Origin of the sequence: Paenibacillus sp. PSB04, from assembly GCF_025809195.1 — a bacterium.
In the GTDB taxonomy this organism is placed as follows: Bacteria; Bacillota; Bacilli; order Paenibacillales; family Paenibacillaceae; genus Paenibacillus_AQ; species Paenibacillus_AQ favisporus.
The window spans coordinates 2,470,170-2,487,142 of record NZ_CP081301.1; the positions used below are offsets into that span (position 1 = coordinate 2,470,170).

Here is a 16,973-nt window from a genome sequence, read left to right on the forward strand (position 1 = left end):
GGCAGGCTCCATTTCGCTTTGGAGGCTCTGCTGTTTTCCTGTTTTTGCATATCTAATGGGGAGGGGTAGTCTGTGCGCAATGGCAGCTTCGGAAGCGGCACGTTTCGTAAAATTCTGTTGTCCTATACCGCGATTTTGATCATCCCGATTATTGTGTTCAGCGCATTAAACGTGCAGCGGAACATCGTCGAGGAGAAACGCCGGCAGCATGAAGCGCATGCTCTGGACGCCAAGCGGATCGCCGATCTGGTCGACAATAAACTGAATGAGCTCAAAACCTTGGGCAAAACGCTGAGCAACGAATCCTGGGTGAAGAAGCTGATGCAGGATACGAATGTATACGATCAGGAATTCGATATTACCAAGATGCTGGACATTCGCACCAGTCTCGGCAATAGCGTGAGTTCACAGGGGATTCTCTCTTTTGGCATGGTGGTGTTTCCGGAGCAGCAGAAGGCGATGACTTCATGGGGGATGTTCCCGCTGAAGGAGTTTTTTCAATCGATTGTCGCATTCGACGAAGCTGCCGAGCAGCAGCTGCAGAGCTCCTTTGCGCAGCAGCAGTATTTTACCATGATGCCTCCGGTCAGCATGAAGCTGTGGGGGAGCGATAAGCGCGTGATCCCCGTGCTGCAAAGCCTGGAGGTGGTGAATCATCCGCGAGCGGTTTTGGTATTGTTTATTGATAGCGCTTACTTTTCGGAGTATATGCACCGGTTTGGGGGGATCGAATCGCAGGAGATCGTCATGACGTCCCGGGATGCGCTGATTTACAGCCAAGTCCGAAATGATCCGGCAGCCCGCGGCGGTGCGGCTTCCTACCCCATTCATTTGTCTTCGGAGGCCAGTGATGTGCAGTATGCGATCTCCTACGCGGACAGCAGCGTCATCGGTATCGGCAATTTGTTCAGCTCGCTGGCGGCCATCCTGATTTCCATCGTTATTGGCGCGTTAATGGCTTATCTGCTGGCCAAAATCAGCTACCGTCCTCTTGGGGCTCTGCTAAGCAAGTTGAGCGCCGCGGCGCGGGTCGAGGACTCCCGAAACGGCAAGGTGACGGGTTCCGAATACAATTTTATCGAAAAATCGTTCGACCGGCTGCTGCACGAAAACCGCAAGCTTCAGCAGTCGATGCAGGATTACGAAAACGCCGCCAAGTCGAATTTGTATCTTCGCCTGCTCAAGGGATATTTTATGGACGATCAGCAGAAGAACGAGCTCGGGAAACTGGGAATTGGTTATACCGAAGAGATGTATTACTGCACGATGCTTGTCAGCTTCCACGCTATTCGCGATTTTTCCGACTTCGAGAAAATCCGGAAGATCGAAATGCTGATGATGGTGATCGTGGAGAAAGCGATGAGCCGTTACGGGCTGGATTATGCGCTGTTCGAGGTCACGAATGCGGATAAGGCAATGATCGTGTCCTCCGGGCAGCCGTTTGGGGACGATGATATGCTGGAGCGCATCGCTGCCGAGATGGCTGACGAAATCGAGCGGCTGAGCGGATTTCATCCGGATATTTTATACGGAGGGGTTGAACAAGGGCTGGTCGGCATCAGCAAATCGTATTACACGGCCAATGAAAGGCTGCGTTACACCATATTCTCGCGGGAGCATTTTCAGGTGCTGCAGGAGGAGACGATTCAGGCCGGTGTCGATTACTATTATCCGACGGATTGGGAAGTGCAGCTGATCAATAACCTCAAGATCGGGAACCTGGATACGTCCCTGCAAATTCTGCATGAAATTCATGCCGAGAACGACAAGCGGGAGCTGGCCGAGGCCAGCGTGAGCCGGCTGCTCTCCCTGCTGATGGAGACGATGCTGCGGGTGTTGCATGAGCTGAATCTGGATACGGATATCTACACGAAGCAGTTTTGCAGCCGGGCCAAAGCGGCGAACATCGAAGAAATGTGGAGCTATATGTTCGAAGTCGGCACGCTCATTTGCGAGCGGAAGCGGTATGCCAATACGTCCTCGGCGGTGTCGGCCGGCAGCGAGCTGCTGCAATACGTGAACGACAACTATTCGAGCGCGGACATCTCGTTAAAGCAGCTGGCGGAGATGTACCATATGTCCCTATCGAAGGTGTCTAAAATATTCAAAGAGGTAACCGGCATTAACTTCTATGATTATGTATGCCGTCTGCGCATGGAGAAGGCGAAAGAGCTGCTCCGGGAGCGAAGCTGCGGCATCGATCACGTCGCACGCACGGTGGGGTACGAAAATGTGTATTCCTTCAAACGCGCCTTTGCGCGGTATGAAGGAATCAAGCCAGACGAGTATGTGGAGTCGGCGGAATGCCGGTGAGTTAAAATAAAGAGACCATAGCTCATTACCATGGTCTCTGGTCTCTTTATCGTCTCACTCACTTCAACTATCCGTTTACGACCTGCCGCTGAACCGTTTGATCGCTTCCTCCGTCACCGGCGTGAAAAGGTTAATCAGGTTGCCGTCGGGATCCCGAAACAGCACCGCACGGTTCCCCCACGGCATCGTGGTTGGCTCCTTGACCCACTCGGTCACAAACGGCTTCAAGCGTTCGTATTCGGCATCGACATCGTCGACACGGAACTCGAGGATGACTGTGTGATTGTCGGCCGCCACGGCGGAACCAGCACCGAACAGCTGCACCGTCTGGGAGTGGCCGATCGCCAGGGTGCACGATGACCCAACGATTTCGGCAAAGACGGGCGCGGGGCGTTCCGCCGACACGCCCATAACTTTCTCATAAAACCCGACAAGACGATCTACATCGTCGGTAATGATGCGTACAGAAGCAAAATTCATGAAATACCATCCTTCCTATAATCCATGATACAGTACCGTATATTATCATTTTGGGTCATAAACCTTCGCATTGATCTCCCATTTCTTACGGTTACATACTCCGAGTATAAAAAAACGCTACTGACAACAGTATGTCAGTAGCGTTTTAACATTCGTTTTTGAACTAACAGGCAGAAATGTTCATTGATCCGATGGGGCTTTTATTCCATGAACGAGCGCTCGTTCGTGATATCGTATTTTAGAATGTCCATTTTCATTCGGTTTCCCCATTTATTTAAAAACGGCGCCGACTCATGTCTATCAACATGGGCCGACAGCGATTCTTGATCTTGCCACCGCTGGACCGTCAGCATGCGTCCGGCGCGAGCATCTTCCATAGTAAAGGCATAAAAGAGACATCCCTTTTCAGCTCTCGTGCTGGAAACGACGGACTGAACGTCTGCAGTAAACTCATTCACATCAGACGGATTTAGGTGAACGTAACCCATGAGTATAATCATGGTTACACGACCGTGAGCACAATCTTGCCTTGAATGTGCCCACCGGCTGCACGTTCATGCGCCTTACGAGCATCGGCAAGTGGAAACGTGCTGTCGATAGCGACGCGAACCGTCCCGGCATCAAGCAAGCGCCCTAATTCCGCCAGCTGCGGGCCGTTTGAGCGCACTTGGGTCATCGAGACCGTGGCGCCCAGCTTCGCGGCCTCCTCGGCGTCGGAGAAGCCTAGGAACACCGGGAACAAAGCGCCGCCACGCTTGAGCGTACGCAAGAAACGACCGGTGGTCGGACCGCCGAGGGTATCAAGGACGAGATCCATGTCATGCGCGACGTCCTCGGGAAGGCTCTTGGTGTAGTCGATGAATTCGTCGGCACCGAGCTCACGCAGGAACGACTCATGCGTCCCCGATGCCACCGCGATGACGTGCGCACCCCTCCATTTGGCCAGCTGTACCGCGAAGTGCCCCACGCCGCCCGCAGCACCATTGACGAGCACCGTCTTGCCGTCCAGCGGCACCGGGCGATGCATCTCCGGTTGAAGCGGGTTCGGTTCATTGTGCCCCAGATCGATCAGAAACTGCCACGCGGTGAGGCCAGCCATCGGCGCCCCAGCAGCGTGCACGTGATCGATGCCAGCCGGCTTGAGTGCAAGGTCCGACGCTGGCGCGGCGACGTACTCAGCATAAGCGGCGCTCTCCCCAAAGCTAGGAAAGCGAACCATGCCGAAAACTTCATCGCCGACGGAGAAATCCTTCACATCCGTGGCTACCGCCTCGACGACGCCCGACACGTCCGACCCCAGAATGATGGGAAAGGGCACAGGCGGCCGCCACTCCGGAGGAAGCGACTTATACCCGTCACGCAGGTACCAGTCGGGGGGATTCATGCCAACCGCGTGAACGCGCACAAGCACCTCACCTGGCTTCAGCTCGGGAAGCGGCGCCTCCTCGTAACGCAGCACCTCAGGGCCGCCGAATTCATGCAAACGAATCGCCTTCATTGTATCTATAGACATCTTGTTTTCTCCTTTCAAGTAGATGAGTTATAATTACCAGAGCAGTGCTCCGAATAATCGGATCACTGTTCCGTTTATAACTATACGGAGCACTGCTCCGATTGTCAAGGAGGAATTCTATGCGAGCCGATGCAATGAAAAACTATGAGCACATACTCGAAGTCGCGAACGTCGTTGTAACCGAGCAGGGTGTCGATGCATCGCTGCGCGACATCGCTCGCAGAGCTGGTGTCGGGCTAGGCACACTGTATCGTCATTTCCCGACGAGAGAGGCGCTGCTCGAAGCTTTGCTCCGCTCAAGCTTCGACGAGTTTACGACAAAGGCACGTGAGCTCGAAACTGCGAGTTCACCCGATGATGCACTCGTATCGTGGCTGCGCGACGTCGTTACATTTACGGGCAACTATCATGGTGTTGTGGACGTGATGATGGCAGCCAAGGAGGACCCGGAGTCCGCACTACACGCTTCATGCGTCACGATGCGCTCGGCAGGCACCCGACTTCTCACTCGTGCTCAGGCCGAAGGTCTGGCGCGTACCGACATGGATGGGGATGACCTGTTCTCGCTAGCTGCTGCGCTTGCGTGGCTCAGCAACCAGCCCTCGTCCGCGCCACGGGCTGAGCATCTCTTCCGTATTATCGCGAGCGCGATCTTGACGAATTGATCGAGCAGCAAAAAATTGAACTAACGGGGAACAATAGCTCCATCATGACACGACGGCAGCCGGCCAAACCGGCTGCCGTCGTTACGTTAACCCTAGCTTGAAGGGCATGGGGTACGACCCCTTTAAGGCCAAAATAATCTATATATTTGCTCCCCGTCGATCATGAAAAGGGGAGTTTTTCGTTATGTCGGCCTATCACCTTGCAGCGATGTCAAGAATAGATGGTCGCCGCAAAAATTGCTGATGGACGATGAAAGCGTTTTAAAATACCATAACGGCAAAGAGGCCCCTTGAAGAAATGTTAGCGACACTCCCGAATTGGAAGGAAGGTGAAGCACTCTTGAAGCATGCTCCTCCGGAAGCGGCTTCCGCGCAGACCGCCATTGGCCGCCGATCGGCAATAGGCCGTTCGCTCAAGAAAAACTGGGATTTGTATATGCTGCTTTTGCCGGTCGTCGCCTATTACTTGATCTTTCATTACATCCCGATGTATGGGGTGCAGATCGCATTCAAAGAATTTATAGCTTCCAAAGGGATATCCGGCAGCCCTTGGATCGGTTTCGCCCATTTCCAGCGTTTTTTTGACAGCTACTATTTTTGGCGGCTCATCCGCAACACGCTTGGCATCGGAATATATGAGCTGGTTGTCGGCTTTCCCGTCCCGATCATTCTCGCGCTGCTCATCAATGAAGTGAGGGCGAAATGGTTCAAGAAAACGATTCAGACGGTAACGTATGCCCCTCATTTTTTATCGACTGTCGTGCTCGTCGGCATGCTGATGATTTTTTTGTCGCCGCAGCATGGAATCGTGAACCTGTTCATCGGGTGGTTGGGCGGGGATTCCATTTCGTTCATGACGGAGGCGGGCTGGTTCAAAACGATCTACGTTTTCTCCGGGGTATGGCAGCAGATGGGCTGGAGCTCGATCATCTATTTGGCCGCCTTGACCGGCATCGATCCGCAGCTGCACGAAGCGGCCAAGGTTGACGGAGCTAGCCGGCTGGCCCGCATCTGGCATATTAACCTGCCGGGCATATTGCCTACCATCGTGATTTTGCTCATTATGAATGTCGGATCCATTCTTGGTGTCGGCTTCGAGAAAGTGTTTCTGATGCAGAACAGTCTGAATATGGAAAGCTCGGACGTCATTTCGACCTACGTATACCGAAGCGGCATCCTGGAAGCACAATACAGTTTCTCTGCCGCCGTAGGGCTGTTCAATTCGGTCGTTAATTTCATCATGCTCATTACGGTCAACTACATTGCACGGAAAGCTGGTGAAACGAGCTTATGGTAAAAGAGACGTTTGGCGACAGAGTGCTCAGTTTCATCATCCACACTTTGCTCGTTCTCGCCCTGATCGCCGTCCTGTATCCGCTGTTGTTCGTGCTGGCCGCCTCGATTAGCGATCCTTCCAAAGTTTTGGGCGGAGAGGTGTGGCTGTGGCCGAAGGGCATCACGTTCCGCGGATACGAGAAAGTGTTCCAAAACAACGACATTTTGCAGGGCTACGGGAATACGATCCTGTACACCGTTATCGGGACGGCTATCAATATCGTTATGACGATACTCGCCGCCTATCCGCTGTCGCGCAAAGATTTGGCCGGACGCGGCTACTTTACCGCCTTTTTCGTATTTACGATGTTTTTCAGCGGCGGGCTCATTCCGACCTATTTGCTGGTGAAAAATCTCGGCATGGTCAACACGATGTGGGCGCTTATCATCCCGAATGCGCTCGCCATATGGAACGTCATCATTATGCGCACCTTTTTCCAGCAAAACATCCCCATCGAAGTCCAGGAATCGGCGCAAATTGACGGCTGCTCCAACCTGCAAATCTTGGTTCGCATCGTCCTTCCGCTGTCGATGCCCATCCTGGCCGTCATGACCTTGTTTTACAGCGTCGCCCATTGGAATTCATTTTTCAGCGCGCTTATTTATTTGACCGACCGGAGCAAATACCCGCTTCAGCTCGTGCTCCGGGAGATTTTGATTCAGAGTAATTTGAAGGATATGGTGGAAACAAACGAGGAATCGCTTGCCAAAAGCGTCATGGAAGGTGAATCTATCAAATACGCGGTCGTTATCATCGCCAATCTGCCGGTCCTTCTGCTGTATCCGTTCCTGCAGCGCTATTTCGTCAAAGGACTTGTGATCGGCGCGGTAAAAGGTTAATCCTACCCAAGAAGTGAAAAGAAAAAGGAGGTTTTTTCTTGAAATCTAAAAAAACGACAGCGGCTTTGCTATCCCTCTTCGTATTGCTTAGCATGCTCTCGGCTTGTTCGGGGGGTGGATCGAATGAAGCGGTAGGCGACAAACCGAAAGAATCCGGCATCAATAAGACGGGAATGCCGATCGTAGCCGAAAAAATCAACCTGAAGATGGTGGCCGGGAAAGCGCCGACGACCGCCTCCAACTGGAACGAAGTGATGCTCTGGCAAGAATATGAGAAGCTGACAAACATACATGTCACCTGGGAGATGGTGCCAAACGACAACTTAACAGAAAAGCGTAACATTATGCTGGCTGGCGGCGATTATCCGGATGCCTTCTTTACGGCAGTCATCCCTTCGACCGATTTGCTCAAATACGGTTCGCAAGGCGTATTTATCAAGCTGAACGACCTGATCGACCAATATGCCCCGAATCTCAAAAAGCTATTGGATCAATACCCGGAGGTACGCAAAGGGCTGACAATGCCAGACGGCAATATTTATTCCTTCCCGACCATCTACGACCCGCAGTTTACTTCCGTGCTCGCCGGAGGAAAAATGTGGATCAAGAAAGAATGGCTCGACAAGCTTGGCTTAAAGGAGCCGGAGACGACCGAAGATTTCTACAACATGCTGAAAGCGTTTAAAGAAAAAGATCCGAACGGCAACAACCAAGCGGACGAAATTCCGTTCGAGAGTGTTGGGCTGCCGGTCATAATGAACTACTTCAAGGGCGCTTGGGGGCTCGGTACCCGGGGGGCAGGCCACGCTAACGTAGATATGGACAACGCCGGGAAGCTCAGATTCATCCCTACCGATCCGAACTACAAGCAAATGCTGGAATATTTAAACAAACTGTACAGCGAAAAGCTGATCGCGGAAGATATTTTTACGATCCAAGCGAATCAATTTTATGCAACCGGCGCAAAAGGATTATACGGAGCTACCATCACGACAAGTCCGTACACGCTGATGAACCAGACGGGATATATAGGCGCAAGCGCGCTTAAAGGTCCTCATGGCGACCAATTGTATTCCGCCGTCGGCTCCCCTCTCGCTGGTATGGGCGCGTTCGTCATTACCGACAAAAACAAAAGTCCGGAAGCAACGGTTCGTTGGATGGATTACTTGTACGGCGAGGAAGGCAGCAAAATGTTCTTCATGGGCTTCGAAGGAAAGTCGTACGAGAAAACCGCCTCCGGCGAGCTTCAATATACAAAAGAAATTACGGCCAATCCGAATGGCCTGACGTTCGAGCAGGCGCTTGTGAAATACGTCGTATGGCCGGGTGGCGGTTACCCGAACATGGTGCAGCAAAAGTTTTTCAAAGGTGCCGAATCGCAGCCGGAATCGATCCAGGCGGCGGAGAAGTTCAAGCAGTACATGCCGAAGGAGGTTTGGCCGACATTCAGCTATACCGCCGAGGAAAGTACAAAAATGTCCGCCCTAACCGCCGACATCAATACGTACGTAACCGAAATGGCCGCCAAATTCGTCTCCGGCAAAGCGCCATTCTCGGAGTGGGATAACTATGTGGCCACGTTGAAAAAAATGCGGCTCGACGACTATATGCAAATTTATCAAGCCGCGTATGATCGGTACAAGAACTAATAAAACGCGGCGCCGGAGCGGTGGGGCCGGGTAAAACGGACCATTACCGAGCGGAAAACACGGCCGCACAGCGAAAGTGTTAGGGATCGTAGACGGGAGAGCAGTGCCCGGCTGGAAAGCCCGGGTACCGACTACTCCCGGAACCGGTATGGAGGAGCGCCCGATGAACATGATCCGCAGCCAACGATTTTACAACTTCCTGTTCTCCTATATTGTGCTGGTCGTCGTTCTGCTCGTTGCCGTCAGCAGCGTCGTGTACCAAAACTTTTTCGATACGCTCCGCAAAGAAGTGGAGCATACGACCGTTGGCGCCCTCGGCCAATTTCGGGATGCGGTCGATCTGCGCATGAACGAAATGAACCGGCTTGCCTCCCAGCTGTCTTACAATCCGGTGCTGACCCCCTACATGGCCTCGGATGGTGGATACGGTTCTCTGCAAGCGGTTGCCGAGCTGAAGCAATACTTGTCCACGAACCTGTTTATCGAGGATGTCGTGTTATCCTTCAACGGATCAGGCACCAAACAGCTTTATGCCGCAAGCGGAACGTACAAACTCGATCTGTTTTTCAATTCGATCTACCATTATCGCAATTGGAGCCCATCGGAGTTTATGCAAACGGCCGTTACGTTGTCCGCTCCGCTTATGCGGGGGGTTGAACCGGTTCTGTTCAACCGGCTTGAGGAACGGCGGTATGCCACCTACATGGTGCCGATCCCGCTAAACGCGGAAGTCCCTTACGGTGTCGCGCTTTTCCTCATTCGCGAGCAGGCGCTGACAGATTTGGCCCAAGGCGTGCTGACGGAGTCGAACGGATTTCTGTTCATCCTGAACGAACGCAACGAAATCGTCTTCAGTCAATCGCAAGGAGAACCGCCCGAATCCGGCAAACGCCTGCTCGAACGAATCAACGATATTCCGAACCGGTCTCCCTTCAGCGAGTTGTCCGTGGACGGCCGGAAATATTCGGTGCTTATCCATTCGTCAAGCAACCGTCAATGGTCTTACGTGGCGGTGCTGCCAACCGATCAATGGATGCGGAAAGTGAATGAGAAGCGCGGCATATTCAGCATAACCATCGCGGCCGTTTTCCTAATCGGGGTCGCCATCGCCTTCGGCTTCTCGGTCCAGCATTACCGGCCGCTCAAGCGTCTGGCCGGGATCGTTTCCAGCGAAGCGCGGTCTGAGCCGCTAGTACGTTCGAGCGACGAGATCGATTACATTTCCCGTGCTGTCGGCCTCATGGCCAGCGAGAAGCAGAGCTTGCAGCATCAGCTGCGCAACCAAGGCCGCACCCTCCGCGAGCAGGTGCTGCTGACGCTGCTCAAGGGGAAGCTGAGCACGAAAGCGGAAATGAGTGATATTTTGCAATTTTCCAATATCCAGCTCGACAAACCCCACTACGCCGTCATGATTGTGCTGATTGACGATTACAACCGCTTTCGGCAGGACAATTCAGAGAAGATGCAGGAGGTGCTGACGTTCAGCTTGATGAAGGTGGTCGAGGAGCTCGCCTTGGAGTCTGGGGCAGGATATGGAGCCGAGCTGATGGACGGCCGTACCATCGCTTTTTTGGTCAATTTGAACGAAGGCTTTGACGATACCGACGTTTTGCGGGAACTGGCCGTGAAGGCAAAGGCGTTTTTCCGGCAATATTTCCGGCTTACGGTAACTGTCGGCATCGGGGGAATTTACGACGATTTGTCCTCCGTTCCGCAATCGTTCGTAGAAGCAAGTCATGCCGCAAGGTACCGGTTCGTGAAGGGAGGCGACCAGGTGTTTCTGTTTGCCGAGATCGTGCCCCGCTCAAGCGGAGAGTACGTCTACCCCGTCGAACGGATAGACCGGCTCGTGAAGGCGATCAAGCAAGGAAACATGTCTCAGGTTGAACCGGCCGTTCGCGAGGCGTTTGGCCATATCGTGGAAATGGACGTGTCGCTCGAGGCGGCGGAATGCATCTGCTTCGATATCGTCAACAATATGATGAAAACGCTTATCGAGCTGGAAATCGAAATCGACGACGATTTGGGGGAAACGATGCAGCAGTTGTTCGTTCCGCGCTTCGAAACGATCGAGGAACTGGAACGTCTCGTCGTCTCGATATGCCGCAACGTATGCCGGTACGTAGAAGCGAAGAAAGAGAGCAAGAATATCGAGCTGCTGGAGAATATCAAGGCTTACGTCGCCCAGCAGTATTCGGATCAGACGATTGATCTCGAATCGATCGCGAACCGGTTCGGCGTCTCGCCGTCTTACGCGACGCGATTTTTCAAAGATCATACGGGCTGTCCGCTGATGAAATATATTGATTCGATCCGGATGGATCAGGCGAAAAAGCTGCTGAAAACAACAGATTTGCCTCTCAAAGACATTATGAACGAGGTCGGCTACGTAGACTCGACGAACTTCATCCGCAAATTCAAAAAAGCCGAAGGCATCACGCCGATCCAATACCGCAATATTGCCAAAAGTTAAACTGCAAAACGGCAGGCCGCCGAACGAAGAGATACGGGAGAAAGCCAAGAGGATGGACATCACCTCTTGGCTTTTGTAGTGTAGGGACGGTATGCAAGTTCACGATAACGTTGGGTGACAAAATCCTATAGTTTAATCAAGGGTTCATGCTCAGCTTGGATAGGAAACAACTTCTGAGCGGTCTCGATAAAGGTTTTGACCGCAATGGTACAGTCCTCCACAGGACCGGAGACGATGTGAATATCACGGTAGGCTGCTGGTGAGATGCGTTTGAGGATAAGGCCAGGAGGCAGGTCCAACAGGGACAGCTCAGACATGACGGCCAAGCCTTCGCCTGCAGCAATCATTTGAAGAGCCGTTCTGTAGTTGTAGAGAATGTACTTAATATGAGGCTCTTCCCCAGCACTGTCGAACCATTGCAGGACAGGAGGCTCGTAACCGGCTTTGCAGATCAGCATAGGTTCTTCCCGCAAATCTTCCGGGCTGATGATGGACTTTTCGCTCAAAGGGTGATCATCTCTCATCACGGCATAAATGCCTTCTCGATATAGGGGATAAGAGTGAGTCGTTTTATCCGAGGGGATAAGCAATCCGACATCAATGACCCGGTTATCCAGCCATTCCTGTATGTCCGCAATGGTCCCTTCAAGAATGCTGAATTCGAGTTTTGGATATTGTTGTTTGATATGGCTGATGATCTTCGGAACAAAATAAGAAGCGGCAACCGGGAATGCGCCGATTCGGACGCTGCCGGTTTCCATTCCTTTTTCGCTGGCGATTTCCTGGTCGACCTTATCATACCCTTGAAGAATCTCGCGGAAGATACGTACGATTCGTTCTCCAACTGGCGTGAGGGCAACGCCCAGACGCCGGTCTCTAATCAGCAGCGTTACCCCAAGCTCGCGTTCCAGAGCGGTGACCGCACGGCTGACGGCAGGCTGTGTCATATTCATCTTTTCCCCGGCGGACGTAAAGCTTCGGGTCTCCGAGATCGCCACAATCAATTGAAGAAGTGATTTGTTCATACCAAATTTGATATCTCCCTCATGATTTATATTCATTTTATTTATGATATGGTTTATTGTAACATGACTATAGAACAAGAGAAAGACTTGGAATCGAGTGGGGAGAGGTGTTTGGTAATGAAAGCTAAAGCATGGCTTTTTCTAGTATTGGCTAATCTGTTCTGGGCAGGGAATTTGATCTTCGGCAAAGCGGTTACGGCCGATTTTCCACCGGTCTGGGCTTCCTTCCTGCGTTGGGCGATTGCAGCTGTCGTATTAATTCCGATGGCCCAGCTGGTGGAGAAACCCAATTGGCTGAAGGTATGGAAAAATAACTGGGGTCTTCTATTATTCTTTTCGCTAGTGGGCGTTGTATTCTACACGCTGCTTACCTATACAGCACTTCAGCATACTTCATCGACAAACGGCAGTCTGATCAACAGCTTGACTCCGGCCGTGATGATCGTGTTGTCGCTGTTGTTCCTGAAGGACAAGATCTCGGTGTGGCAGGGAGTGGGACTCGTCTTATCTTTCCTGGGCGTATTAACGGTATTGACGAAGGGGCACCTTCTTGGCGTGTTCAGCACGCATTATAACCAGGGAGATGGCATTTTACTCATAGCCGTATTCCTGTGGGCCATCTATTCCATTGTCAACAAAAGGGCGCAGCATCTGCCGCCGATTACTTTTGTAGCCTTTACAGCCTTCATCGGCGGTATTTGTATGGTTCCGCTGCTGTTTATGCAGCCTTTGCAAACCGGGCATATTACTGCAATCGGCATTACCGGGGTCATCTATCTGGGATTGTTCCCATCCATCGGTTCGTTCCTGTTCTGGAACCAGGGAGTCAAGGTGCTCGGACCGGGCAAAGCCGGGATCACGATGAATCTGATGCCGATTTTCACCGCGATCCTGTCTGTGATGACCGGCCAGGCATTGCTGGTCTCTCAGGTCGTTGGCGGCGTTATCGTGATTGCGGGGATGCTGCTGTCTGCTAACCTCATTAAATCGGGTAAAGCCGAAACGAAACCGGTGGGCGAGCAGCGTACAAGCGTGGTTTAAAGGGGTTATCGATACCGTGACAGAATCCGTAAGAGGAATGGGAAAAGCCAAGAGGGTGGATAGCACCTTCTTGGCTTTTGTGGTGTAGTGGCGGTAGAGGGGAGTCTAAACTAAGGGTTACAGATCCAATTTCCAATTGCCCATTCTTTTGGCGGTATTCGGATCAAGGTACGACGGGAACTGGCTTTCCCGTGTATCCAGGGTCGAAATTTGTTCCATATCCTCTGGATGGAGCTCAAAATCGAAAATGTTGAAGTTTTCGACGATACGCTCTTTTCTCACTGATTTTGGAATCACAACGATTCCACGCTGGACAAGCCAGCGAAGCACGACTTGAGCGACGGACTTGTCGTGTCTTTCTGCAATGGAGGCCAGCACTTCGTTGCCGAACAAGTTGTTCAGTCCTTCAGCGAACGGTGACCACGATTGGTGCTGTACTCCCTGTTCCTTCATAAAAGCGGCGCTCTCGATCTGTTGGTAGAACGGATGCGTTTCGATCTGATTGACGGCGGGCACAATTTCGTTATGAATAATGAGGTCCATCAGACGGTCGGGCAGGAAGTTGCTGACCCCAATCGCCTTGATTTTGCCTTCGCGGTACAGGTCCTCCATCGCGCGCCAAGCGCCGTAGTAATCACCAAACGGCTGGTGAATCAGGTACAGATCGAGATAGTCAAGCTGGAGCTTCTTCAGGGACTTGGCAAAAGACAGTTTGGCGCTCTCGTAGCCGGCATCCTGAACCCAAAGCTTGGTCGTGATGAACAGCTCCTCACGCGGTATGCCGCTGCGCTTAATCGCGCGTCCGACTGCTTCCTCATTCAGATAACCGGAGGCGGTGTCGATCAGGCGGTAACCGGCCATCAGCGCTTCATATACCACATTCTCGCATTCTTCTGCATCGGGAATTTGGTAGACACCGAAGCCGATGATCGGCATTTGTACTCCGTTATTTAAAGTCACGGTTTGCATTGTCATTCCTCCCATGGGTTAAGTGTAAAACGGCAAACGGCCGCGAATCCCGGGAATCGGGTACCTCAGCGGGGCTTCCGCTTACGGCCGGTTTGCTTTACAATAAGCCTACTACCTTCGTGTAACACGAAGGCAAGCCTCGATCAAAAATTATTTTCCAAGGGGGATTACCATGCATACGGTCAAAGAAGCCGCCTTGATCACGGGACTTACCGAGCACGCCGTGCGCTTTTATACGGATAAAGGTCTGGTGCCGAGCGTACAGCGCGATAAAAATAACATCCGGATGTTCGACGAAGAATCGATCAACTGGCTGCTTGGCGTCAAATGCCTTAAGCAATCCGGGATGCCGATTGAAGTCATCAAAACGTACATCGATCTCTGTCTCGAAGGAGACTCGTCTATTCCGCAGCGCTACAAACTCATCATGGAACATAAAGAAGCCGCGCGCGTTAAGCTCGAAGAAGCCCAGCGGCACATTGCCCATTTGGAACAAAAAACGGAACTCTATCAGGCCATTTTGGAGCACCGCTCTCCAGACACGACCAATCCGGGCAACTGGGACAACATTCAGCATATGCATGGCGACGTATTCTACTCGCCTTCTGCTCGGAAGGCATAAGAGATATTCTTGAGCTGGTCAAAGGCGTTAATCGAGGGGGTCATTCTCATCATCATATCTCTCCTGATCATCATAAATTTATGGGCTAAGGTGAGTAAATTAGAAGGTCGCATAAAAGGAATGCAATATACCATAAACCAGTTAACTCAACAATCGGGACTGCCTGAACATCCAATAAATGATGAACTGCGTCAGCTCATAAAAGAGGGCGAAGACGTAAAAGCCATTAAAAAAGCAAGAGAAACTTTAGGCCTTTCCCTGTTAGAAGGTAAAGAATATATTGATAAGCTGAAATCGGAAATCAGATAATGCTTAAAAAATGGATAAAGCCAAGAAGGGAGTTTGACCTTTCTTGGCTTCTTCGTGTTTGGATAAACGACCAGGGCGAGCGACAAAATTTATTTTACCCGGGTAATATTGACTTATCTATTTTTACCCGGGTATAATTAGTGAAGAAATCAGAGAAGGAGATACAGGCATGGGAAATGACCTAACGCGATTTTACAGCACGGCATTTTTGGGTGTGAGAGTCGTCGCCAGTGGTTCGCTGCAGCACGTTGTTTCTACGGTAAAGGATACTCTGGATGACAGGGACCTCACACAGCTGCTTATATTTGACGATACCTCGGGGAAGCAAATCGATGTTGATTTTCGCGGGAAGACAGACGACGTGCTCCATCGATTAGGAGAACAGTTCGGTGACCTGCCTCCCGATACGGAAGTGGATCATCAGCCTGCACGGCGGGTCGGCCGACCCAAGCTGGGGGTTGTATCCGGTGAGGTTACGTTATTGCCGCGGCATTGGGAATGGCTCAAGAGTCAACCTGGAGGGGCTTCGGTAACATTACGAAAACTCATTGATGAAGCTCGCCATGCTGGTGGAGAACAGAGCAAAAGACGAGAGTCCCAAGAAGCGACATATTACTTTATGACAGCCATGGCCGGGAACTTTCATCATTACGAAGAAGCGCTGCGGGCACTGTATGCTGGTGATGTGGATCGTTTTTACCACTATATCGATGACTGGGCACCTGATATCAGAGACTATATCAAAAAATTATCCGCTAATGCGTTCCCAGAAGAGAGCTTCTGAATGAAAGCATGCGGATGGAGGAGAACATGATGATGAACACTTTGAAAGTCAATGGCATTGATTTGGCCTATGACAGTTTTGGCAACGAAAATGACGAGGCGATCATCTTAATCGCCGGGCTTGGAACCCAGATGATCCGGTGGACGGATCCGTTTTGTGAACTATTGGCAGCACGGGGCTTTCGCGTGATCCGCTTTGACAATCGCGACGTTGGTTGCTCGACACACTTTAGCGATTACCGGACGCTGGATTTTGACGCGCTGGCGGCTGCTCTCATGTCGGGACAGCGGCCGGACATCCCTTACACTCTCGACGACATGGCCAACGATGCTATCGGACTGCTCGACGCCCTTTCCATTGACCGGGCACATTTCGTTGGCAGGTCGATGGGCGGCATGATTGCCCAGATTGCAGCCAGTGAGTACCCTGACCGGGTTTTATCCCTCACTTCCATCATGTCCAGTTCCGGTAATCCCGCCCTTCCACCAACTTCCCCGGATGTCATGGCGATGATGACTCAACCGGCGCCGAACCCCTTTGAGGATGAAGCAGGATTTTTGGCGCACAGCCTCTCTTTTGCCAAACGCATTGCCGGCACTGGCTATCCGTTTGAAGAGGACGCTTATCGGGCGCTTATTCTGGAGGAAGTCCGGCGAGCCTACGATCCAGGCAGTGTCGGACGACAAATCGCTGCGATCGCTGTCTCCGGTGACCGTCGTCCGCGGCTGGCGACGATCAAAGTACCCGCACTTGTCATTCATGGGGCGGACGATCCCATGTTCGTGCCAGCGTGTGGCGAGGACACGGCTTCGGCCATCCCGGGCGCCGAGCTCATGTTGGTTGACGGCATGGGACACGACTTGCCGCATCAACTGTATGAAGAAATCGCTGATGGCATAGAGCGGACGGCTCGCCGCAATTGACACGCGTTTCTGTGAGTCCGCAATGCCCAGAG

Annotated in this window: 16 protein-coding genes; 11 read left to right on the forward strand and 5 right to left on the reverse strand. The window is 52.1% G+C overall.

Annotated features, from left to right (window positions below):
• Window positions 1-72: 72 nt before the first annotated feature.
• The gene (locus K2F33_RS11575; protein WP_263881731.1) at window positions 73-2,313 is read left to right on the forward strand and encodes a helix-turn-helix transcriptional regulator; all 2,241 of its coding nucleotides are present in this window, start codon (window positions 73-75) and stop codon (window positions 2,311-2,313) included.
• Between the two features lie 75 nt (window positions 2,314-2,388).
• On the opposite strand, the gene K2F33_RS11580 is transcribed toward K2F33_RS11575, so the two are convergent.
• From K2F33_RS11580 to K2F33_RS11585, 3 genes are all read right to left on the reverse strand, one after another.
• Window positions 2,389-2,793 carry a VOC family protein gene (locus K2F33_RS11580; RefSeq protein ID WP_200632467.1) on the reverse strand — a complete coding sequence of 135 codons (405 nt, stop codon included), beginning with the start codon at window positions 2,791-2,793 and terminating at the stop codon, window positions 2,389-2,391.
• Window positions 2,794-2,993: 200 nt separating this feature from the next.
• A complete protein-coding gene (locus tag K2F33_RS33710) occupies window positions 2,994-3,293 on the reverse strand; it encodes a putative quinol monooxygenase (protein ID WP_412973977.1) in 300 nt (99 codons plus the stop codon).
• 2 nt (window positions 3,294-3,295) lie between these two features.
• Complete coding sequence (locus K2F33_RS11585) at window positions 3,296-4,306, reverse strand: NADP-dependent oxidoreductase (protein WP_263881732.1); 1,011 nt, start codon at window positions 4,304-4,306, stop codon at window positions 3,296-3,298.
• 119 nt (window positions 4,307-4,425) lie between these two features.
• Between K2F33_RS11585 and K2F33_RS11590 the strand changes: the two genes are divergently transcribed.
• The 5 genes from K2F33_RS11590 (at window position 4,426) to K2F33_RS11610 (ending at window position 11,268) form a co-directional block, all read left to right on the forward strand.
• Window positions 4,426-4,971, forward strand: coding sequence for a TetR/AcrR family transcriptional regulator (locus tag K2F33_RS11590; RefSeq protein ID WP_263881733.1), 546 nt, complete (start codon window positions 4,426-4,428; stop codon window positions 4,969-4,971).
• A gap of 298 nt (window positions 4,972-5,269) precedes the next feature.
• Window positions 5,270-6,268, forward strand: a complete 999-nt coding sequence (locus tag K2F33_RS11595; RefSeq protein ID WP_412973978.1) for an ABC transporter permease — start codon at window positions 5,270-5,272, stop codon at window positions 6,266-6,268.
• On the forward strand, window positions 6,262-7,146 hold the full coding sequence (locus K2F33_RS11600) for a carbohydrate ABC transporter permease (protein ID WP_089548865.1): 885 nt from the start codon (window positions 6,262-6,264) through the stop codon (window positions 7,144-7,146). Before K2F33_RS11595 ends, K2F33_RS11600 begins: the two co-directional genes overlap by 7 nt.
• Window positions 7,147-7,184: 38 nt before the next feature.
• Window positions 7,185-8,795 (forward strand): type 2 periplasmic-binding domain-containing protein, encoded by a 1,611-nt coding sequence (locus K2F33_RS11605; protein ID WP_263881734.1) that lies wholly within the window; start codon window positions 7,185-7,187, stop codon window positions 8,793-8,795.
• 163 nt (window positions 8,796-8,958) lie between these two features.
• Window positions 8,959-11,268 (forward strand): helix-turn-helix domain-containing protein, encoded by a 2,310-nt coding sequence (locus K2F33_RS11610; protein ID WP_263881735.1) that lies wholly within the window; start codon window positions 8,959-8,961, stop codon window positions 11,266-11,268.
• Window positions 11,269-11,393: 125 nt separating this feature from the next.
• Here K2F33_RS11610 and K2F33_RS11615 read toward each other — a convergent pair whose 3' ends face one another.
• Window positions 11,394-12,293, reverse strand: a complete 900-nt coding sequence (locus K2F33_RS11615) for a LysR family transcriptional regulator (protein ID WP_263881736.1) — start codon at window positions 12,291-12,293, stop codon at window positions 11,394-11,396.
• Window positions 12,294-12,410: 117 nt separating this feature from the next.
• Between K2F33_RS11615 and K2F33_RS11620 the strand changes: the two genes are divergently transcribed.
• Window positions 12,411-13,334 (forward strand): DMT family transporter, encoded by a 924-nt coding sequence (locus K2F33_RS11620; RefSeq protein ID WP_263881737.1) that lies wholly within the window; start codon window positions 12,411-12,413, stop codon window positions 13,332-13,334.
• A 117-nt stretch (window positions 13,335-13,451) separates the two neighbouring features.
• On the opposite strand, the gene K2F33_RS11625 is transcribed toward K2F33_RS11620, so the two are convergent.
• Entirely contained in the window at window positions 13,452-14,303 is an 852-nt protein-coding gene (locus K2F33_RS11625; RefSeq protein WP_263881738.1) for an aldo/keto reductase, read from the reverse strand.
• A 172-nt stretch (window positions 14,304-14,475) separates the two neighbouring features.
• On the opposite strand from K2F33_RS11625, the gene K2F33_RS11630 reads away from it, so the two are divergent.
• From K2F33_RS11630 to K2F33_RS11645, 4 genes are all read left to right on the forward strand, one after another.
• Window positions 14,476-14,925: a MerR family transcriptional regulator gene (locus K2F33_RS11630; RefSeq protein ID WP_263881740.1), complete on the forward strand. Its 450-nt coding sequence runs from the start codon at window positions 14,476-14,478 to the stop codon at window positions 14,923-14,925.
• 9 nt (window positions 14,926-14,934) lie between these two features.
• The gene (locus K2F33_RS11635) at window positions 14,935-15,234 is read left to right on the forward strand and encodes a hypothetical protein (protein ID WP_263881741.1); all 300 of its coding nucleotides are present in this window, start codon (window positions 14,935-14,937) and stop codon (window positions 15,232-15,234) included.
• Between the two features lie 169 nt (window positions 15,235-15,403).
• Complete coding sequence (locus tag K2F33_RS11640; protein ID WP_263881742.1) at window positions 15,404-16,018, forward strand: DUF2239 family protein; 615 nt, start codon at window positions 15,404-15,406, stop codon at window positions 16,016-16,018.
• 32 nt (window positions 16,019-16,050) lie between these two features.
• A complete protein-coding gene (locus K2F33_RS11645; protein WP_318672622.1) occupies window positions 16,051-16,941 on the forward strand; it encodes an alpha/beta fold hydrolase in 891 nt (296 codons plus the stop codon).
• Window positions 16,942-16,973 lie beyond the last annotated feature (32 nt).